Raw genomic sequence first — 20,605 nt, forward strand, 5'->3', positions numbered from 1 at the left:
GAGGGGTAGAAAATTGCAAATATATGTATTGGATCGGTCAAAAAACGCACTAGCAACTACTGCCAAAATCTACGACGATACGCACCACAAAGCGTTAACGGCTGGTAGTTCAAGTTTTGAGTTTACAATTGATAAAACAGATAAAGCAGCTGAATTTATGGTTTCAGGAAACTATATAGTATTTCAGGACGACCGGGGGAAACCTTGGTCGTTTTCTATTCTCAACTATGATGAAACCCAAAATACTAAGATAGTGTATACAGAGGACGTTGGAATTGAATTAATCAATAAAGCAGTGGATATTTGGACATATACAGACCCACATCCTTTTGAATATTACTTTGATATTGTTACTGATGGCACACCTTGGGAGCTTGGGGTTAATCAGCTTGAAGGACTTACCAGAACATTAACATACGATTCACGGGGTACTGGATTAGGGCGCTTGCTATCAATTTTAACTGCATTTAATAACGCGGAGTGTACATTTGATATTCAAATGCAAGGAACTGTTCCAATTAAGTATGTAATAAATGTTTACAAAAAGATTGGATATGTTCAAGACAACATTCAAATTCTGTATAATCGCGATTTAAATGATATCAAAAAAACAGAAAGCAGAGCTACTTTTGTTACTGCACTTTCTGGGGTTGGTTCTGTTATTCAAGACACCAACGACACAACGGAAACGGATGTTAGTAAGCCAGAAGAGCATGTAGACTTTGCTGACATGGAATATGATGATGGTGCTTTTGTAACAACCAAGGGAGACAAGTTCTTAAGAGCCAAGACAGCAAATGCTCAATTTAATCCTGGTGATCAAGGCTATGTTGAGAGCTTTTATGAATACGACACAAGTAGCGAATCAGAGTTATTTAATAGGACATTTACTCAATTGCAAAAACGTTCGCAACCACAATTCACTTATGAGGCAGATATGCAAGTTATTGACCCAGCACTTGATATTGGTGACACCGTTAAAATGATTGATCACGACTATAACCCTGCACTATATTTACAGGCTAGGGTTTCAACTTTGGATAAGTCATATACCGACCCGTCTAAAGGGGGAGCCACGTTTACTAATTACACGGTGTTAACTTCATCAATTCAAGCACAAATTGCTGCGTTAAGACAAAAGGTTAACGGCATTAGAAATGGCGATACTTATTTTGTCTGGATAAGATATGCTGATGATGACCAAGGAACTGGAATTTCAGCATCACCAAAGGATAAACTCTATGTGGCCTTAGTAGCCAAAAAGAATCAACCAATTGCATCTAATGACCCCACTGACTATAAAGGCCACTGGATGTTAGTAAAGGGAGCTAATGGAACAAATGGGTTAGATGGAACGGATGGAAATAGTGCATATTTGCATATGGCTTATGCCAATAGTGTTGATGGGAAAACCGACTTTACTACCGATGAAGATCAAGCACATAACCGTGACTATTTAGGGACTTACTCAGATGACACTTCTGCACAATCAAGCGATCCGAGCAAATACGTGTGGCAGTTAACTCGTGGAGCTCAAGGACTGCAAGGACAACCCGGTTCTAAGGATGTACCAATTGTAACTGTGTCATCTGTTGAGCCAGCTAGTTCAAAAAATGGTGATATGTGGTATCAGCAAATTACTGATGCTAACGGTACAAGCATTACCGGGTTCTTTGTACGTCAATCAGGTAAGTGGGTGCCATCAACAATTGATCAATCAGTGTTGGTACTGACTAAGTTAGTTTCAGTGGAAATTGATTCAGCCACTTTAAATTCACCAGACATCACGGTGCCATTTGATTATTTTGATGAAATGCAAACTGAGTTTAAGGGTTCAATGGAATTTAAAGATGGCATGCTGAAACATATTTCTACGATGACTGGTGGGGGCATGCTCAAGACGGTTGTAAGACCAACGGGTTACACATTGGATGCTTATGCCAATCAATCCGAGTACACGAAAAACAATTCATACATTCACACTGAATTGTATGCGGACAACATTAGCTTGTCTAATGCCAATACAAAAAAGAGTGGGATTTTAGATTCTAACGGTATTAGTGGGACACTCAATGATAGTACTGATAGCTCAATTGGTATGAATATCAAATGGTCCGATGTGCAGAAGTATCTGCCAGAAATGGGTCGGGACGGATCGAAGAGAGCTTTTAATTGGTTTGACATGATGAGTTCGGTTCAGTCACATCCAAATTTGTTAAAAAATTCAAGCTTTAAAGATGGATTAAATAATTGGGAGAATAGTAAAGGATGGTTTACCTATCCAAACGATCTAGGAGTTCATCAAGGAAACGTAGTTGCAATGTCTCATGGAAATAATTCAAATTTGTGGCTTGGACAGATGGTTTCTAATGTGTTAGGAAATCAGAAAATGTCATATAGTTTCTGGTACCATCAAGAAGGGGACAAGAATACAGATGGTGGGGTTGAATTGAGATTCGAGAATGACGATGCATCTAGAAAGAGCACTTTCAAATATGCAATTGAAAGTACAGTCCCTAGCAGTGAATGGGTGTATATTGAGATATTACCAGTTATTTCACCAGACTGGGCATCTAAAGTACACTTCGCATTCTACAATCGTAATAGTCAACATATGTTAGTGGCTCAACCAATGTTGTGCTACGGTGATCATGTTTGGCCATACCAGCCAACATAGAAAGGATGATTAGATGAATTATATTACAGCCTATTTAACCAAAAATACAGCTGATGAAGACGGTAATTATTATGTTCCGATATTAGTACCAGACACCTCTGAACTAGCTCAACCAATTACGAAAACACCAATCCCAGATGACTTATCTGGTAAGGGCGTGCGTTTTGATTGGCTAACTCACACATGGCTGGTCAGTACCGAAGATCCAACCGTTGCTAAAGTAAACAACTTTGAAACTACGTTGAGTTCATTAGAACGGCAGAATGCCAATATGGCATATCAATTGATGATTGGAGGAGACACCAATGAGTAGTTTTCCCAGTTATTTAACGATCAAGAGCTATTATGATAAAGGCTATTGGAAACTTGATCAAGTGACCAAAGCAGTTGAATTGAACCGGATCACCACTAATCAATACGAAACAATCACTGGTAGCGAATATCCCAATAATCATCTGTCTACCGCGGTTGAGGTAGATTCTAAAGATATTCCTGAATCTATGAAAATTAGCAGTCCAGTTAGTGACGGGTTTGCTCCTGATAGCACGGTACCAGATAGAACCACATCTACTAGTGTGGTTGCCGATACGGATTCAGCTGAGAAAGCGCAAAGAAATTGAAATACTGGCACGCACTAAAACGGCTGGTTATATTACTACAGTGCCAGAACAGGAACAACCAGCCGAAGCATAGTAAATAATAGGGTATGACCCTATTTAAAAAGGGGGAATGCAGATGTTGTATAACTATTTTAAAAATCATTTCTGGTTTGAAACTGGTCTGGAATTTGTTGGTCAGGCTATCGTCTTCGTGTACATGCAGAATGAATTTGATACAGGTGGCTTTGACCCGTTCTCACACATTGTTAGACATTTTGGTGATCCTTGGATGACCATTTTGCTCAGTAGTGTCGGTGCTATATGTATTGGCTTCGCTATTTGGGATGTTCATTGGTTGCGCGCTCGTGAAGTCATGGCTGGCTTAGCTCAATTTGTGGCTACACTTATCTTCGTTGGCTTTCTCTGGCACGCAATTAGTATGCCAATTAAATCACCTGATGCATTGACCGCTACTCTGTATTCATTCATTGTCGTTTTTCGAATTGGTAATAACCTGGTTAAGCCATCAATACTATTTAGGTCTGATTTGAAGGGCTTAAAAGGCGGTGTTAAACGTGACAAATGAATGGATTGTGGCAATCATGGTTGCCTTAATCACAACAGCCGGCACAATTATCGGAAATGTTTATTTGAACCGTGGTAACGTCAACAAGGCTAAGGCTGAAAATATACCTGACATCTATGACCAAGCTCAGAAGATGATGGATACAAACATTGAGTTGAATGATCAATTGAATCAGCGTAATGCCGAGTCAATCGAGCTTAAGAACACGATTGAGCAATTGAACCACACGGTTGAACAACTGCAAAAACAGGTGACAAAGTTGCAAACAGAACTTAACAAGAGGGAGACAACATGAAAAATATTAATTGGAAAATCAGAATTAAAAGTAAGAAGTTTTGGCTGGCTTTAGTGCCGGCTGTTTTATTGTTGGCACAAACTGTAGCTACACCGTTTGGTTACAACTGGGACATTACAGGTTTAGGTGTTCAACTCACGGCTGTAGTTAACGCTGTGTTTGGTTTATTAGCATTGCTAGGGATTGTAGTTGATCCCACGACTAGCGGCGTGAGTGACAGTGAATTGGTATTAAAGAAAGGAAGTAACAAATAATGGCTTATACAATTGATAAAAGTTTTGCATTAGCGTCCAAAGAAGGTGCCAGCCAAAAGGCTAGCAATAAGTATTTGATCTTACACTCAACTGCTAATGTGGGTGCCAGCGCTAAAAACAACGCTGCATATGAAAAACGTACGTGGAACACAGCTTATGTTCACTTTATTGCCGGTGACGGAGTCGTTTATCAAGTTGGTACACCAGGATATGTGGCTTGGGGCGCTGGTCCCAGGGTTAACGGTTTATCACCAGTGCAGATTGAGATGGAAGAATCTGCAGACGTTGCCAAACAACGGCGTATTTATAATACTTATATTGAGCTGGCACGCGATATGGCTAAGAAATATGGTATTCCATTGACTCTAGATACTGCCGGTAATGGTGTTAAAACTCATAACTGGGTATCGCAGAATCTGGGTGGTACCGATCATAGTGATCCTTATGGCGCGCTTAAACGGATTGGCGTTGATAAGACACAACTGGCTAAAGATATTGCTAATGGCGCTGGCAGTTCTGTTGCTACTAAGTCTGCAACTACAACATCATCCAAACCAGCAGTAAGTAAACCAGCAGCCACACCATCAACTGGAATTAAGTGGATTGCACAAACTGGAACATTCACAATTACTGATCCAGCGGGTATTAAATTGCGATCTGGTTCTGCAAGTGTTAAATCTCCACTTTTGGCCGTACTGAAAAAAGGCAGTGTGGTTAAGTACAATGCTTACGGATATTCTGGTGGGTATGTCTGGATTCGTCAACCTCGCGCTAATGAATATGGGTATCTTCCTACTGGTAATGCTAACGGTAATAAACGAGTAAACAAGTGGGGTGTATTTAAATGACAATAGTTAGTGGAAGAATAAAAAAAGAAGATTTATTGATTAAAGAGATTAATACACAATCTTCTAAAATAGCAAACCAAGATGATAAAATTAATCTTGAAAATGCAAGCCACATTGAGAATGCATCAATCAAAACAGAATAGATTAATTAAGCCTCTAGCTCATTGCGAGTTAGAGGCTTTTTTGTGTGGGTAATATTAAATAAATGGCAAATATTGCAAAGTTGAGTGTTTTATTTTAGCTTACTTTTGAATTTAATAACAAAACTAAAAGTAAAGGTCGGTTTCTTGTTCATACAAGGATGATTGCATTATAATAGTAGAAACAGGATCATATGTATTAATTGCCTTAGCTCGATTATGCATTCACATTCATTATATGCGTGAATATATGCAGTGGGAAAAAGTGGGTACTTTTGTCTATTAACGTTGATTTAACAGCATATTAATGTAACGCGATTCTACTTTAATAAATAGGTTTAGTTAACTCTACTCATTTGAGCAGAGTTTTTTTTAGGAAAAAGATTGACTTTCATAAATATGATGTTAAGATTAAAAACAAGTTAAAAATTAATGGCAATAATAAAGAAGAGTAGCGACTACTCATTTATCCAGAGAGTTTCGGTTGGTGAGATGAAACAAATTGAGTTAGGCGTGAAGATGATCTTTTAGCTAGTGATTTGGTGTGTTAATGCTGATGAGCCGTTTGCAAGCGATATTTTGCGGAGTATAGTCTGTTTTGATGTACTTTTTGAGGTATTAATTGTGAAATTAATATAAATATGGGTGGTACCGCGAGGCCTTCGTCCCTAAATGTCGTCATGGCATTTGGTGGATGAAGGCTTTTTTTGTCGATAAATGGAGGTGCTAGTTTGACAAAAGTGCAGCAAAAATATGCTAAACAGTTTGTATTGAATCGATGCAACGTAGCTTCAACTAGAACATTAAATTTATTGGTGCTAAATATTATGCCAAATAAATTAGAAACTGAGGGACAGATTTTAAATCTTTGTACTGATTGTTCGCAGAATTTAAGCTTTACCTTTTTATATCCGCGAACACATCATTTTAAAACAAATATTTTACCTTATTTGAAAAAAACATACGCGACATTAGATGAAATTAGAGATGATTATTTTGATGGGTTAATCATAACTGGTGCTCCTGTTGAAAATCTAGATTTTGCCGCAGTAGACTATTGGAATGAGTTCACTCAATTATTAGATTGGGCACAAACACATGTTAAACAACGTTTATTCATTTGCTGGGCTGCTCAAGCCGCATTGAATTATGAATTTGGCATAAAAAAACACAGTGTTGAGCAAAAAATATTTGGTGTTTTTGAACATCGTATTGAGCAACCGGACTCCTTGCTAACGGGATTGAGCAGTATCTTTTATTTACCGCATTCAAGAAGAACAACTATTGAAACAAGTGACGTCTTACAACATGCCGAATTAAAACTTTTGCTTGATTCAAAAAAAACTGGTCCTCAACTTATCACTACCAAAGACCATCGTGATACCTTCATTACTGGTCACCCAGAATATAATACAGATACATTGGGTGATGAGTATTTTCGGGATTTGAAGCAAGGAATACAAATTAAATTACCAGAAAATTACTTCTATGCGAATGATCCCAGCAAAAAAGTAATTAATCGCTGGCATAGTGCCGGTACCCAAATTTTTACTAATTGGTTAAACCAAATTTAAATTAAATCGGAGGAATTACAATGACAAAAAAATTAAAATTTGAAACTTTACAGGTAACAGCAGGTCAAACAGTTGATGAAACAGGTGCACGGGCAGTACCAATTTACCAAACCACTTCATATGTATTTAAGGATGCTGCTCAAGCAGCAGGACGATTTGCACTAACCGACGCTGGTAATATTTACACGCGCTTAACTAATCCGACTACTGACGTATTTGAAAAACGAGTGGCAGCACTTGAAAATGGAACATCAGGGGTAGTATTAGCGACGGGATCTGCCGCAATTACTGCCGCAATTTTAAATGTGGCTGATGCGGGAGATGAAATTGTTTCTGCTAGTACAATTTATGGTGGAACCTATGATCTCTTTAGTGTGACGTTAAAGAAGTTAGGAATCACGACGCACTTTGTTGATCCTGATGATCCTGCTAATTTTGCCACTAAAATTAACGCAAAAACTAAGGCTTTATACGTTGAAAGTATTGGTAATCCTGGTATTAATTTAGTTGATTTTGAAGCAATTGCAAAAATTGCTCATGAAAACAATCTAATTTTGATCGTTGATAATACATTTGGAACACCATATTTGATTAAACCACTGGATTACGGTGCGGATGTTGTGGTTCACTCAGCGACTAAATTCATTGGTGGTCATGGAACGTCAATGGGTGGAGTAATCGTGGAAAACGGTCAATTTGATTACGCTAAAGGAGATCGCTACCCAGGATTTACAGCACCTGATGACCAATATAATGGACTTGTCTGGAATAATTTACGGCCAGGAGCGTTCACAACCAAGGTTCGAGCACAGGTACTGCGCGATACCGGTGCGGCTATTAGTCCAACGAATTCATTTCTGTTTATCCAAGGTTTGGAAAGTTTATCATTGCGAGTAGAACGACATGTTGAAAATGCACGAAAAATCGTTAAATATTTAAATAATCATCCGAAGGTGGCCTGGGTTAATTACCCAGAGCTAGCTGATAGTCCATATAACAGTTTGGCCACTAAGTATTTTCCTAAAGGGGTTGGGTCGATTTTCACAATTGGCTTAACCGGTGGTGAAAAAGCCGGCAAACAACTGATTGGGAGTCTTAATCTATTCTCACTATTGGCGAATGTGGGGGATGCACATTCCTTGATTATTCATCCTGCATCAACTACCCACGCGCAATTAAACGAAGATGAGCTGCAACAAGCTGGGATTACTCCAGATTTAATTAGGTTATCTATCGGAATTGAAAACGTTGATGATTTAATTGCTGACTTAGATCAAGCATTAGCAAAAATATAATTTTAAAAAGACTGGATGAAATTACTCCAGTCTTTTTAATTGGAAATATAAAATTACCCGTATGTGAATATTGTAGGGGTGATTAACATGTTAGTGGCAATGGAAAACAGAAAACTAGTAGTTGCTAATGCTAGTACACAAAAAGGTTGCTTTACATGTCCAGCTTGCAACCAAAAAGTTTATTTACGTCGTGGGACAATAAAAATAGCCCATTTTGCCCATACTAAGGGCGCAGATTGTGTGGCTAGTGAGGGTGAAACGCGCGAACATTTACTCGGGAAAAAACAGCTTTATAATTGGGCCAAACAACATCATTTTGAGCCAGTTTATGAGGTATATTTACCGAAAATTAAACAACGACCAGACCTTTTGATTAAAATAAATGGTCAGTCTGTGGCATTAGAATATCAGTGCAGTCCCATTTCACTTCAACGTTTACAAGAGCGAAATGTAGGGTATCATAAACTAAAAATGCCAGTATGGTGGATTTTAGGAAGTCCTTATCAAGACCGTCACTTAACAGCAAGTAAAGTAGCTCAATTTACACAGCTTATTTTTAATAAATTTGATTTATTATTTTGGAGTACAGGGAAACGCAAGTTTATGAATGGGGAAAATTATTTGTATGTGGATTTTTGTCAGCCAAAGCATGCAGCACCAAGACAGGTAGTGGTGCAGCAAACTAAAAGAATTGAACAGCAAATAATGGCTGGCAATCAGCGGCTATTGCCGATTGTGCAGCAATGTTATCAGGCTGGGCATCTATTTGTCGGTATTCCAATTGTGGGACACCATATTGATAAGCAGTGGCCATGCACGCTTTACGGTTTAACTATCTGGCAAACACAGGTTTTACTAGCATTAGAAAAAGTAAAATTTTATCACCAGTGGTCGTTAGAAAATTGGTTTGCATGGTTAAACCAAATTGCTCCAGAACAATGGCTGACATTCCCTTGTTTATTGCCAATTGATCAAGTTAAGTTGAAATATTTAAAGGAATTTACGATTCAATTGCAAAAACATCAGATTATTACTGTAAATACATGTGTGTGCTATATTAATTCGCCTAAGTGGTTTAATGACAGTCTTAGTAAGATCAATTATATTAACCAGCATTAGATATGGAAATAAAAAAGACGGCCTTAGCCGTCCTTGAAAGAACTACAAAACATGTAAATCAGGATTATTTTGGTGGAGATAAAAATCAGCAAATTCTTGAGCTGATTTTTGCAATTCTTGGGTCTTATGAGTGCAAATATCTGCCAGTGTTTGGTAATCAAAATTTTCAATTAGGACACCATAGTCTGAATGATCTGCATCAAAAACAACGGCAGAAGAAGGTTTGGTAACTCCCATATCATTGGCCATCTTTTGATCAGCAATGAAAGCTTGGTGGGCTAATTCAGAACTTCGATCTTCCATAAACATATCAATATCTAGACTTACGGCTTTGGCAATCTGTGCACTAAGTTCTGTTGTATACTCGTCCTGTTCGCAGACCAAGTGTTGTTGCAATTGAAGTAAAAAGCTACGGCCTTTTTTACGACCTTGAAATAGGGCTGCCTTATAATCCATGATAATTTGGAATAAAATATCTGATGCATTGTTTCTTAGTGCTAAATCATGTGGGTTTAAGCCATGTGATTCGAGTGTCGCTGTAATGGTTTGTAGGTTAAGTAATGGGATGAACTGATACGAAACATTACCATCCAACTTTCCATCGAGCCTCAAAACATCGTGTTCACACCGCATGCATTTTGTTTCCAGGGGGTTAACAAACAAATAAACTTCTAACAAGATAGATCCTCCTCAATAAAACAGTCAATTAAACTATGTATTCATGTTCTTAAATTGTTGCACATTAACCTTACCAAACATTCAGCAAAAAACAACTGAAAAGCTTGTGAAATTAGTGAATGTATTCTTAAAATCAATATTCGTATTTTGCCAAATATTGGTGAGAATGTAAAGAAATATGCAGTTAATCTAGCTTGTGAAAAACTTTCAGTTAATTAAAATTGGTATTTATATGATAGAATGGTATTCGAAGATGAGGGGGAAAACAAGCATGGCAGAAAACTGGCGACATTTTTTGTTACCTTATCAACAAGCAGTTGATGAATTAAAAATTAAATTACGTGGTATGAGAAAACAATTTCAAGATTTGAATCAACATGCTCCAATTGAGTTTGTGACAGGTCGAGTAAAACCTGTGGATAGTATCAAAGAAAAAATGGTTCGTCGACATATTGAACAGGACCGATTAGAACAGGATATGCAAGATATTGCTGGATTAAGAATTATGTGTCAATTTGTTGAAGATATCTATCAAGTAGTTGATTTGTTGCGTCAAAGAAGCGACATGACTATTCTAGAAGAACGAGATTATATTACCAATGCCAAACCGAGTGGCTATCGCTCATATCATATTGTGGTGGAATATCCAGTACAACTAGTTTCCGGTGAAAAGAAGTTATTAACCGAGATTCAAGTTCGGACGCTATCTATGAATTTTTGGGCAACAATTGAACATTCACTTAATTACAAATATCAAGGCGATTTTCCAAACGATTTGAGTGCTCGATTGCAACGGGCTGGTGAAGCAGCATTTAAGCTAGATAATGAAATGTCAGAAATTAGAGAAGAAATTCAAGAAGCACAAAATTTATTTTCATATGGTAAAAGTAATTCTTGGAGTATCCAGGAAAATCAAGATCATGAGCAAACAGATGATACGGGCCAAACGGGCCAAAGTTAAGAGGAAAGTACTATGAAAGTTGCAATCTATAGTAATCAAACAAACGATTCTAATAAAGTTACCAGCCGAATTAAAGAACTTTTGGTGGATACTGGTATCATCATTGACGATGTTGCGCCGGATATTGTTTTATCAATTGGCGGCGACGGAACATTATTATCAGCATTTCATCACTACCGGGATCAGTTAGAGCATGTGCGCTTTGTTGGAATTCATACTGGTCACTTGGGTTTTTATACTGATTGGCGCGATTTTGAGGCAGACAAGTTAGTTGAAAGTTTGAAACAAGATAATGGACAGCGAGTCAGTTATCCGTTAGTTGATGTGGATATTAATTATACTGACGGAACTAAAGAACATTTTGTGGCATTAAATGAATCCATTATCAAAAAAATTGAAAACACAATGGTCTGCGATATCTATATCAAGGGACAGTTATTTGAACGATTTCGTGGTGACGGCTTATGCGTCTCAACCCCAACGGGATCGACTGGATATAATAAATCAATTGGAGGAGCAGTAATTGATCCGAGCTTGGTGGGATTACAGTTAAGCGAAATTGCATCAATTAATAACCGAGTATTTAGAACACTGGGATCACCCATTATTGTGGGAAAAGATCAATATTTGGATCTGGAGCTACGAACTGAAGATCGGTTGATTGTAAGTTGTGATCAGTTACAAGCACATGGATTAAATGAAAAACGATCAATTGCAACTATGCATTATCAAATCTCAATGAGTAAAATTTATTTTGCACGGTATCGTCATACTAATTTTTGGGAGCGTGTTGATGAGGCATTTATTGGAGGATTAAAGTGAGATTTTCTTGGACGTATCATGATCAGGCACCCATCAAAGTTAGAACTTTTTTGGGGAATCATGGTGTAACTAGAGCGCTTATTATCGTCGCCAAATATCATGGTGGCGATATTTTAATCAATGGAAAGCACGTCTGGACAATCGATTTAATGCATATGGGGGATCAAGCTACATTAGTTTTACCTGATGAAGTTGCCAGTGATAATGTGGAGCGTAGTGACGATCCGATTGATATTTTGTATGAGGATAATGATTACTTAATCTTAAATAAGCCGGCAGGTGTGGCTTCTGTCCCAGCTCATCATGTTGCGGTTGCAGATAGTTTAGTTAATCGGGTGAAGGGTTATTATCAGCGACAACATTATTCAGATCAGGTTACTCATATTGCTACACGGCTCGACAAAAATACAAGTGGGATCGTTGTTTTTCCCAAACATCATTTCGCGCATGCTGCGTTTGATCAACAATTGAAGCAACACCGAGTTGTTAAAAAGTATCAAGCAATTGTCTCAGGAAACATTAGTGTTGAACATGGATTGATTGATGCTGCCATTCGACGTGATCCAGATTCGTTTGTTAAACGGCAAGTAGGTCGTGACGGAAAGAGTTCGCAAACTGAATACTGGAGTGAAAAAAAAGGCGATAGGGCGGAACTGGCAACGGTTTTGCTACATACTGGTAGAACACATCAAATTCGGGTACACTTCAGTTATTTAGGACACCCGTTGGTGGGGGATGACATGTATGGAGGACCGGACTGGATGAGTCGCCAGGCATTACATTGCAGTAGCTTAATGTTTTATAGTCTATTTCTTCAAAAAGAAATTGAAATAGTATGTCCGCTGCCAGCGGATATGGATAATTTTATTGCCCAGATGTGAAGTAGGTGAGCTCTAGTGGATATGAATGAAACAGATAATTTAAAACAAAATATGATAACTGCGTTGGAAGGTCAAAAGAAAGCTGCATTTCGTAGTCAGTTTTTGGAGTTGCATTTTTATGATCAAATGCACTTGTTTACGACGCTTTCAGGTCAGCAACGACAAATTATTTACCGCTTTTTGACTCCTAAAGAATTAGGGGACATGTTTGACGAATTTGCAGTTGATGAAACTACTGTTATTGATTATCTGAAAGAAATGACGCCTCAATTAGCCGCAACTGTATTGTCAGAAATGTACACTGATAACACAGTTGATATTTTGGGACAAATGGAAAAATCTGATTTGGCAACATATCTGAATTTAATGCCCAAAGATGAAATTCCTGAAATCCGTAAATTACTTAACTATGATGATAAAACTGCTGGAGCATTAATGACAACGGAGTATGTTGCTGTTGATCAAAGTAAGACAGTTAGTACTGCAATGCAGATAATTCGCCATCAGGCTGAAAATGCGGAAATTATTTATTATTTATATGTACTGGATGATGCCCAAAACTTAATCGGAGTTGTGACCCTTCGTGATTTATTGGTCAGTGACAAACGGACGGAAATTCGATCTATTATGAATCCAAATATTTACAGTGTGCTGGTTGATGATGACCAAGAAGATGTAGCACAAAAAGTACGAGAATATAATTTTTTGGCAGTTCCTGTTGTTAATCAAACTGGACATATGCTCGGAATCATTACAGTTGATGATATTATTGATGTTATTGATGAAGAATCTGCTGAAGATTATTCTGGTTTGGCTGGTGTCAATGTTGACGATACAAAGGAGAGCCCTTGGTTAGCAGCGCTTCACCGGTTACCGTGGTTAATTACACTATTGGTATTAGGAATGTCGACTGCAAGTTTAATCAATCATTTTGATAGTTTAGTCAGCCAAGCCAGCATCTTAGCTGTATTTATCTCACTAATTACCGGTACTGCCGGAAATGCAGGGACACAAAGTTTGGCGATTGCTATTCGCAAAATTTCTGTTGAAAATGATCGTAAGATTTGGCGGTTAATTAGTAATGAAGTTTTGACTGGAGCTTTGATTGGTATTGTAACTGCAGTTGTGATTACAATAATTGTCGGTGTTTGGAAACAAAACTTTATTTTAGGTAGTGTGATTGGTATTTCAATGCTTGTTGCGATTATAGTTGCCAATTTAGCGGGTAGTTTAATTCCAATTTTAATGGATAAAATTGGAGTTGATCCTGCAGTTGCAAGTGGTCCCTTTATTTCAACTGTATCCGATTTAACGTCTGTTATGATTTATTTTTCGATTGCACAATTATTTTTAAACTACTTAGTTTGATGATGCTCAAAAAAATGGTGATCAATTTTAATAAATGGAGACTAAGTTGCATAATTGTAAGTACAAAATAAAATATCACTCGTATAGGTGAACTTTTAACTATACGAGTGATATTTTATTTTGTACTCTAATTATTAATAGGTTTTGAATATTAATTTCAATTATGGTTTGATTTTGACACAAACACCCTCAGGACAACGAACATCTTTTTGTAGGAGTGTTAAGCGACCAGTGACTGAATTTCTTTCAAATAAGGTTAAGTTGTCTGTTTCTTGATTAGCGCAAACAATAAACTTTTCTAACCGATCAAAGGAAAAATCGCGCGGAAATGATCCTTCTGTACTAATCGACTGAATTAATTCAACTGATTGATCGGATAAAACTTTAAATACTGCAATGGTATCTTGACCACGATTAGAGGTATAAATGTACTTACCATCAGCAGAAATGTGAATTGCTGCAGCTCCATTATGAGCTGTCCAGTCTGTGGGAATTGTTGAGATTGTTTGTTGATGTGTAAATTCTCCCAGAGATTGGTTATATTTTAAGACTTCTAATTTACTACTTAATTCTCCCAATACATATGCAGTGTTTGGATTAACGGGATTAAACTTAATATGGCGAGAACCAAATCCAGGTTCATTATGGTACTGTGAGACAGCCGTTAACTTACCATCAGCAGAAATGTCATAAACTGCCACTAAATCCATTCCAAGATCGCAAACAACCAGCCGGTTATCTGGAGTTAAGTCGCAATAATGGACATGTGGAGCATCCTGTTCTTTCGCTGGACCTGTTAAGCCTTGATGGGTTACCTGATCGGTTTGTGTAATACTGCCGTCATCATTGATTTTAAAAACGGTAATGGTTCCTTGATGATAGTTACCACTAAAGACCAGCTGACGTTGTTCATCAATTGCAACATAGGCTGGAGGCGAGCCCGCTCCTAAAACTGAATTTAGCATTGTAACTGGGGTGGTGTCTAGATTGTAAGCCCCAATGCCTCCTTGACTACCGTCTTTAACAACGGAATATAGATTATTGGCAGCAGAAATTCCTAAATAAGTGGGATTTTGCGCGTTAACCAGTAGACTAGCTTCGGATAATTGGTTAGTATTAGTATCTAATTCTATTGTGTAAATTCCTTGGCTAGATTTTCTTGTGTATGTACCGATTAAAAAATTTTCTAACATTAGTTTTGCCTCCTATTGTTCTACTTATAATATAACAATTGAAACAGTTCAATGCTAGTCAGTGGAGAAACTATGTTACACTATTAACAAGAATTTTTGGCGATTGGAGTAGATAATATTGAAAGAAACAAACCCACAGCCACCTAAAAAGGTGAATTCAGTTTTGAATCTAATCAAAAGTAGCCGCATTGTTAGTGTTCTTATGGTTGTTTTGCTAATTTTACTAATTCTGTTAATTAGTAGTAAGTTACCCTGGTTATTTAGACCATTGCAACAATTTATGAGTATTGTTGGCTTACCAATCGTCCTTGCTGGTGTTTTTTACTATTTATTAAATCCATTGGTGGACCGGCTTGAGCGACGTTTTAAAATTAATCGCACGTTAACAATTAGTGCCGTTTTTGTGATCGTAATACTACTGCTCGGTTGGGGAATTTGGAGTATCATCCCGGTCATTAATCAACAGATTCAAGCAATGATTCAAGCATTGCCATCATATTTAAAACATATTAGTAACGATATTAATGGTTTAATTAGTCAGCCAATGTTTAATCGTTTTCAAGATCAGGTAAATCATTTAAGTGATTTAGCATCAAAAGAACTGTCACAACGTTCGAGTGCGTACGTTAAATCGACTGTTAATTCGTTAGGAAATGTACTTGGTACTTTGACCACTGTTCTGGTGGCGCTGGTTACAATGCCATTTATTCTATTTTATTTATTGCGTGATGGTAAACAACTTCCTAAATATTTAGTGCAATTTGTCCCTAATAAAATGAGACCGTCATTTTTAACTGTACTAGGAGAAATCAATCGACAAATTAGTAATTATGTGCGCGGTCAACTAACAGTTGCGTTTTTTGTGGCAATTATGTTTTGGTTGGGATATTTAGTGATTGGATTAAAATATGCGTTAACAATTGGGATTATTGCTGGTATTTTAAATATGATTCCATATCTTGGATCGTTTTTAGCAATGATTCCAGCTATTTTGGTTGGGGCTTTTGTTTCGCCTTGGATGCTCGTTAAGGTACTGTTAGTATTTGTGGTTGAACAAACCATTGAAGGCCGTGTTTTATCGCCACTAATTTTGGGAAGTAATTTAAAGATTCATCCAGTTACAATTATTATTGTGCTACTTGCTTCTGGCAAAATGTTTGGTGTTTTAGGAGTTATTTTTGGAATTCCAGGGTATGCGGTATTAAAAGTTTTGGTTGTGCACTTATTCAATTGGTACCAAGCCAATTCCTCATTATATGAACAACCAAAGACTAAGGAATAAAGGTGCAGTTGTGAAAAAAAGAGAAAAGAGTCAAAATTTTGTTGGTCAGCATTTAAAATTATTTAGATGTCCTATTTGCCAATCACCGATGGAAGCAATTAACGGTAATAGTTTGGTTTGTGAGCAAAATCATTCAATTGATTTTAATAAGCATGGCTTTTTGTACTTTTTGCAGCGTGCGGTTGAAACGGAATATGATCAATCAATGCTAAGCGCTCGTAGAAACTTATTAACAGCTGGCTTATTTCAACCAATAGTTGAGCAATTGGCTCAGCAACTACCTAAAAAATCACAGATGATATTAGATGTTGGTTGTGGTGAAGGGACACCATTAGTAAGTTTAGAGCGTTTGCGTCAGGATCAAGATACAGCGATTGGCTTTGATATTTCTAAAGATGGTATTAATTTGGCAACACAATTATTGTCGAATGCATTTTTTTGTGTTGCTGATTTACGTAAATTGCCATTTATGAACCAAAGTTTTGATGCAGTGATTGAAATTTTTTCTCCTTCGGACTATGGGGAATTTAACCGGGTTTTAAAACCAGGGGGAACATTGCTTAAAGTTATCCCTAATGCTGAATATTTAGTAGAATTACGGCGGTTACTGTATCCAAGTGGTGAACACGCAAAATATGACAATACAAACGTGATTGAACTGTTTAAAAAACATTATCCACAGACAACTGTTCAAACAATTAAGTATCAGTTTCAAGTACCAGCTAATTTAACGGCGGCAATTGTTAAAATGACACCACTCCATTGGGGTAAGAATGCACGGGAGTTAACTGAAACGCAATTAACACAACTGAAAACGGTGACTGTTGATGTCACATTGTTAAGCGCAGAAAATAGTTAAGATTTGAGAAAATTTGCAATTCTGCCATTGTAGTGTTACATTTTAGGTAGAAATCGTTTGGTAGTTGACATCGACTGGTTCGTTGGTGGTTACCAAGGAGTACTTCATTAAAGCAGCGTTTCGCCGTGCCCACACCGAGACCCTGCTTTTTTATTTGGCAAAAATTAATGAAAACTGATGAGGAGTAGGAATTGTGACTAACCATATTGTATTATTTGAACCGCTAATGCCAGCTAATACTGGTAATATTGCAAGAACTTGTGCTGGTACCGATACAAAATTACATTTAATTAAACCACTAGGCTTTTCGGTTGATGATAAACATATGAAACGAGCTGGATTGGACTACTGGGATAAAGTTGATATTACATATCACGAAAACTTACCCGAATTTATTGCTAGCGTTTCGGACATTAATAAACTTTTTATTGTTTCTAAGTTTGCTAGTCGAGATTATGCTAGCCCTAATTATTCTGCTGCAACGGGAGATTATTATTTTTTGTTTGGTAAGGAAACAACTGGATTACCAGAACCATTTATGCGTCGGTATCCGGAAAATGCAATTCGAATTCCACAAGATGATACTAAAATTAGGGCACTAAACTTATCTAATAGTGCTGCTATTGTGATTTATGAAGTTTTACGGCAGCAGAACTTTTTGCACTTACAGCGAGTGCATGAGTATGAGCACGATAAGTTAAAATAAAGTGAAGGTGCACTTTAAACTATGATAAAATTGAACAATTAGAACAATAAAGAGAGGGATTTTGGTGGCTGCAAAAAAAACAAGCAGAAAACGAAAAACAACAAGAAAAACCAATAACAAAAATAAATATGATTCTGCGCTTAATAATTTATTAGGAGTTGTAATCATTTTATTGGTGTTGTTGGGTCTCTTTAATTTGGGTGCAGTTGGAACGTTAGTTGCCAACATGTTCAGAGTGATTGTTGGGCAAACGTATCCAGTTATGTTAGTAGTAATTGCAATCTATGCAATTGGATTGACTTTTAAGGGACGCTGGCCGCGTTTTAATCGGCGGCTCTTGATTGGTGGGTTATTAGCTTATGTTGGACTCGTATTGTTATTTCATGGGGCCATGTTTAGTCAATTAGATCGCCACTCAGACTTTGCAACAATCACTTGGACCAATTTGAATCAGGATATTATTCAAGGCAGTTTGGATATGCCAGTTGGTGGTGGGATGTTGGGTGCATATTTGTATCAGCTATCCTATTTTTTGGTGTCTGATCTGGGGACTACATTATTAGCATGGTTGCTTGTTTTGATTGGCATAGTTATTTTCTTCAATCTACCAGTTACTAAAATTTTAAGTAGTATTGGTACTGTAATTGGTAAAGTGATGACTCAAATGAAGGTTGCTCAAAAAAATCATGAAAAAAATAAGAATAAGGCTCCCAAAAAGTCACGTGCTACTAAGGCAAAAGAACCGGTACAAGAAGAATTACTAGCATCGGATGAGCCTAAACGACCAATACCTGATTTTTTTAATGATGATAAGGCCGAGCCAAAAGATGATAAAACTCCCAATATAACCGTAGCCAGTGATTCTGAAGAAAGGGGCAGCAGTAAAACAGATGAGGGTGAGACAGAAGTTAAGCTGCAACCGGCACAAGAAAGTGAAAATGCTGACTATCAATTACCATCAACTAATTTGTTAACAAAAGTGCAGGCAACCGATCAAAGTAAAGAATTAAATGCCATTAAGGTGAACACGAAGACATTACAAGATACGCTCGCTTCCTTTGGAGTAGATGCGCAGGTTGAAAATGTTAATTTAGGTCCATCAGTTACTAAGTATGAACTACGACCTGCAGTAGGAGTTAAGGTTAGTCGAATTGTACACTTAGCGGATGATTTGGCACTTGCATTAGCTGCAAAAGATATTCGAATCGAGGCACCAATACCAGGGAAATCCTTGATTGGGATTGAGGTCCCTAATCGGCAAATTGCCACGGTCGGATTTCGCGATATGGTTGAGGCAGCACCAAAAAACGATAAAATGCTTGAAGTACCGCTTGGTCGAGCCGTTACTGGCCAAGTGATGACAGCTGATTTAACTAAGATGCCACATTTATTAATCGCTGGTGCAACCGGTAGTGGTAAGTCTGTTGCAATCAATGTCATTATTACTAGTATTTTATTAAAAGCCAAACCACATCAGGTTAAGTTTTTAATGATTGATCCTAAAAAAGTTGAATTGAGCGTCTATAATGGGATTCCACACTTATTAAGTCCTGTTGTTTCTGAACCCAAAAGAGCAGCAAAAGCATTAGCCAAAGTGGTTAGTGAGATGGAGCGGCGTTACGAATTATTTGCTGGGTTTGGTGTCCGTAATATTGCCGGCTATAATAAAATGGTGCAGGAGTCAAACGAGCATGATAACGAAGATCATCCATACCTACCATTGATTTTGGTAATTGTGGATGAATTGGCAGATTTAATGATGACGGTTTCTAATGATGTGGAAGATGCAATCGTTCGAATTGCTCAGATGGGACGTGCTGCTGGAATTCACATGATTTTAGCGACTCAACGACCTTCAGTTGATGTCATTACTGGTTTGATTAAGGCTAACGTACCTTCACGGATTGCGTTTGCAGTTTCTAGTGGGATTGATTCACGAACGATTTTGGATTCTAATGGTGCTGAAAAGTTACTGGGTCGAGGTGATATGTTGTTCATGCCAATCGATCAAAACAAACCGGTTCGTGTTCAAGGTGCGTTCGTTTCTGATCGTGATGTTGAGGCGGTGGTTAATTTTATTAAGCAACAGCAAACTGCCCAGTATGATGATTCAATGGTTGTCAAAGATGAAGAGATCCAAGCAGACGAAAACAAAGAAGACGAAGATGAGTTATTTAGTGAAGCACTTGATTTTGTTGTGGAGCAACAAAAGGCATCAACTTCTTTGATTCAACGACGGTTTAGGATTGGCTATAATCGAGCTGCTCGAATGATTGATGAAATGGAACAGCGTGGTTTTATCGGACCGTCTGAGGGGTCCAAACCACGACAGGTTTTTAAAGAAAAACAAGAGTAATTTTAGCAGGTAACAAAAAAAGACCAATGACTGTTATAGCATGTTTTTTTGAATGTCATTTGGTAATAATTAAAAGTTTATGAACTAATAAAAACGACTGGAAAAACTTTTT

20 protein-coding genes and 1 pseudogene are annotated in these 20,605 nt (G+C 37.5%); 19 read left to right on the forward strand and 2 right to left on the reverse strand.

Features of this window, described 5'->3' with window-relative positions; all coding sequences use genetic code 11:
• Positions 1–13 precede the first annotated feature (13 nt).
• The 11 genes and pseudogenes from FFM51_RS02865 (at position 14) to FFM51_RS02910 (ending at position 9,387) form a co-directional block, all read left to right on the forward strand.
• Positions 14–2,677: a phage tail spike protein gene (locus FFM51_RS02865; protein WP_170999554.1), complete on the forward strand. Its 2,664-nt coding sequence runs from the start codon at positions 14–16 to the stop codon at positions 2,675–2,677.
• A gap of 13 nt (positions 2,678–2,690) precedes the next feature.
• The gene (locus FFM51_RS02870; RefSeq protein WP_137597142.1) at positions 2,691–2,990 is read left to right on the forward strand and encodes a hypothetical protein; all 300 of its coding nucleotides are present in this window, start codon (positions 2,691–2,693) and stop codon (positions 2,988–2,990) included.
• Entirely contained in the window at positions 2,983–3,297 is a 315-nt protein-coding gene (locus tag FFM51_RS02875) for an XkdX family protein (RefSeq protein WP_137597143.1), read from the forward strand. Before FFM51_RS02870 ends, FFM51_RS02875 begins: the two co-directional genes overlap by 8 nt.
• Positions 3,298–3,412: 115 nt before the next feature.
• Entirely contained in the window at positions 3,413–3,862 is a 450-nt protein-coding gene (locus FFM51_RS02880; RefSeq protein WP_137597144.1) for a hypothetical protein, read from the forward strand.
• Positions 3,852–4,157, forward strand: coding sequence for a hypothetical protein (locus FFM51_RS02885; RefSeq protein ID WP_137597145.1), 306 nt, complete (start codon positions 3,852–3,854; stop codon positions 4,155–4,157). Before FFM51_RS02880 ends, FFM51_RS02885 begins: the two co-directional genes overlap by 11 nt.
• Positions 4,154–4,390: pseudogene (locus tag FFM51_RS02890) on the forward strand (phage holin); the annotation flags it as partial. The gene FFM51_RS02885 and the pseudogene FFM51_RS02890, both read left to right, overlap by 4 nt.
• 20 nt (positions 4,391–4,410) lie before the next feature.
• Complete coding sequence (locus tag FFM51_RS02895; protein ID WP_137597147.1) at positions 4,411–5,259, forward strand: N-acetylmuramoyl-L-alanine amidase; 849 nt, start codon at positions 4,411–4,413, stop codon at positions 5,257–5,259.
• Positions 5,256–5,402, forward strand: coding sequence for a hypothetical protein (locus FFM51_RS08785; RefSeq protein WP_170999555.1), 147 nt, complete (start codon positions 5,256–5,258; stop codon positions 5,400–5,402). Before FFM51_RS02895 ends, FFM51_RS08785 begins: the two co-directional genes overlap by 4 nt.
• 737 nt (positions 5,403–6,139) lie before the next feature.
• Positions 6,140–6,973 (forward strand): homoserine O-succinyltransferase, encoded by an 834-nt coding sequence (locus tag FFM51_RS02900; protein WP_223875884.1) that lies wholly within the window; start codon positions 6,140–6,142, stop codon positions 6,971–6,973.
• A gap of 20 nt (positions 6,974–6,993) precedes the next feature.
• On the forward strand, positions 6,994–8,268 hold the full coding sequence (locus FFM51_RS02905; RefSeq protein ID WP_137597149.1) for an O-acetylhomoserine aminocarboxypropyltransferase/cysteine synthase family protein: 1,275 nt from the start codon (positions 6,994–6,996) through the stop codon (positions 8,266–8,268).
• Positions 8,269–8,355: 87 nt separating this feature from the next.
• The gene (locus FFM51_RS02910) at positions 8,356–9,387 is read left to right on the forward strand and encodes a competence protein CoiA (protein WP_137597150.1); all 1,032 of its coding nucleotides are present in this window, start codon (positions 8,356–8,358) and stop codon (positions 9,385–9,387) included.
• A gap of 42 nt (positions 9,388–9,429) precedes the next feature.
• On the opposite strand, the gene FFM51_RS02915 is transcribed toward FFM51_RS02910, so the two are convergent.
• Positions 9,430–10,065, reverse strand: coding sequence for a DsbA family protein (locus tag FFM51_RS02915; RefSeq protein ID WP_137597151.1), 636 nt, complete (start codon positions 10,063–10,065; stop codon positions 9,430–9,432).
• Positions 10,066–10,336: 271 nt separating this feature from the next.
• Between FFM51_RS02915 and yjbM the strand changes: the two genes are divergently transcribed.
• Genes yjbM through mgtE form a run of 4 tightly spaced genes read left to right on the forward strand, consistent with a single transcriptional unit; the run spans position 10,337 to position 14,097 of the window.
• Positions 10,337–11,026: a GTP diphosphokinase gene (gene yjbM, locus FFM51_RS02920; RefSeq protein ID WP_137597152.1), complete on the forward strand. Its 690-nt coding sequence runs from the start codon at positions 10,337–10,339 to the stop codon at positions 11,024–11,026.
• 12 nt (positions 11,027–11,038) lie between these two features.
• The gene (locus tag FFM51_RS02925; protein ID WP_137597153.1) at positions 11,039–11,848 is read left to right on the forward strand and encodes an NAD kinase; all 810 of its coding nucleotides are present in this window, start codon (positions 11,039–11,041) and stop codon (positions 11,846–11,848) included.
• Complete coding sequence (locus FFM51_RS02930) at positions 11,845–12,729, forward strand: RluA family pseudouridine synthase (protein WP_137597154.1); 885 nt, start codon at positions 11,845–11,847, stop codon at positions 12,727–12,729. Before FFM51_RS02925 ends, FFM51_RS02930 begins: the two co-directional genes overlap by 4 nt.
• 21 nt (positions 12,730–12,750) lie before the next feature.
• Positions 12,751–14,097 carry a magnesium transporter gene (gene mgtE / locus FFM51_RS02935; RefSeq protein ID WP_137597193.1) on the forward strand — a complete coding sequence of 449 codons (1,347 nt, stop codon included), beginning with the start codon at positions 12,751–12,753 and terminating at the stop codon, positions 14,095–14,097.
• 161 nt (positions 14,098–14,258) lie between these two features.
• On the opposite strand, the gene FFM51_RS02940 is transcribed toward mgtE, so the two are convergent.
• Positions 14,259–15,290, reverse strand: a complete 1,032-nt coding sequence (locus tag FFM51_RS02940) for a lactonase family protein (RefSeq protein WP_137597155.1) — start codon at positions 15,288–15,290, stop codon at positions 14,259–14,261.
• 202 nt (positions 15,291–15,492) lie between these two features.
• Here FFM51_RS02940 and FFM51_RS02945 point away from each other — a divergent pair, with 202 nt between their 5' ends.
• From FFM51_RS02945 to FFM51_RS02960, 4 genes are all read left to right on the forward strand, one after another.
• Positions 15,493–16,572, forward strand: a complete 1,080-nt coding sequence (locus tag FFM51_RS02945; RefSeq protein ID WP_137597194.1) for an AI-2E family transporter — start codon at positions 15,493–15,495, stop codon at positions 16,570–16,572.
• Between the two features lie 10 nt (positions 16,573–16,582).
• Entirely contained in the window at positions 16,583–17,431 is an 849-nt protein-coding gene (locus FFM51_RS02950) for a methyltransferase domain-containing protein (protein ID WP_137597156.1), read from the forward strand.
• Positions 17,432–17,624: 193 nt separating this feature from the next.
• Complete coding sequence (locus tag FFM51_RS02955; protein ID WP_137597157.1) at positions 17,625–18,137, forward strand: tRNA (cytidine(34)-2'-O)-methyltransferase; 513 nt, start codon at positions 17,625–17,627, stop codon at positions 18,135–18,137.
• Positions 18,138–18,201: 64 nt separating this feature from the next.
• Positions 18,202–20,493, forward strand: a complete 2,292-nt coding sequence (locus FFM51_RS02960; protein ID WP_137597158.1) for an FtsK/SpoIIIE family DNA translocase — start codon at positions 18,202–18,204, stop codon at positions 20,491–20,493.
• Positions 20,494–20,605: the final 112 nt, after the last annotated feature.

The sequence above is a fragment of the Paucilactobacillus kaifaensis genome (assembly GCF_005405145.1).
GTDB lineage: Bacteria > Bacillota > Bacilli > Lactobacillales > Lactobacillaceae > Paucilactobacillus > Paucilactobacillus kaifaensis.

What these genes read in the sequence shown, in the direction of transcription:
- FFM51_RS02905 (WP_137597149.1), top strand. Translation starts at nt 6,994, where the DNA reads ATGACAAAAAAATTAAAATTTGAAACTTTACAGGTAACAGCAGGTCAA.
- yjbM (WP_137597152.1), top strand. Translation starts at nt 10,337, where the DNA reads ATGGCAGAAAACTGGCGACATTTTTTGTTACCTTATCAACAAGCAGTT.
- mgtE (WP_137597193.1), top strand. Translation starts at nt 12,751, where the DNA reads ATGAATGAAACAGATAATTTAAAACAAAATATGATAACTGCGTTGGAA.
- FFM51_RS02880 (WP_137597144.1), top strand. Translation starts at nt 3,413, where the DNA reads ATGTTGTATAACTATTTTAAAAATCATTTCTGGTTTGAAACTGGTCTG.
- FFM51_RS02870 (WP_137597142.1), top strand. Translation starts at nt 2,691, where the DNA reads ATGAATTATATTACAGCCTATTTAACCAAAAATACAGCTGATGAAGAC.
- FFM51_RS02925 (WP_137597153.1), top strand. Translation starts at nt 11,039, where the DNA reads ATGAAAGTTGCAATCTATAGTAATCAAACAAACGATTCTAATAAAGTT.
- FFM51_RS02945 (WP_137597194.1), top strand. Translation starts at nt 15,493, where the DNA reads ATGGTTGTTTTGCTAATTTTACTAATTCTGTTAATTAGTAGTAAGTTA.
- FFM51_RS08785 (WP_170999555.1), top strand. Translation starts at nt 5,256, where the DNA reads ATGACAATAGTTAGTGGAAGAATAAAAAAAGAAGATTTATTGATTAAA.
- FFM51_RS02940 (WP_137597155.1), bottom strand. Translation starts at nt 15,290, where the DNA reads ATGTTAGAAAATTTTTTAATCGGTACATACACAAGAAAATCTAGCCAA.
- FFM51_RS02895 (WP_137597147.1), top strand. Translation starts at nt 4,411, where the DNA reads ATGGCTTATACAATTGATAAAAGTTTTGCATTAGCGTCCAAAGAAGGT.
- FFM51_RS02910 (WP_137597150.1), top strand. Translation starts at nt 8,356, where the DNA reads ATGTTAGTGGCAATGGAAAACAGAAAACTAGTAGTTGCTAATGCTAGT.
- FFM51_RS02875 (WP_137597143.1), top strand. Translation starts at nt 2,983, where the DNA reads ATGAGTAGTTTTCCCAGTTATTTAACGATCAAGAGCTATTATGATAAA.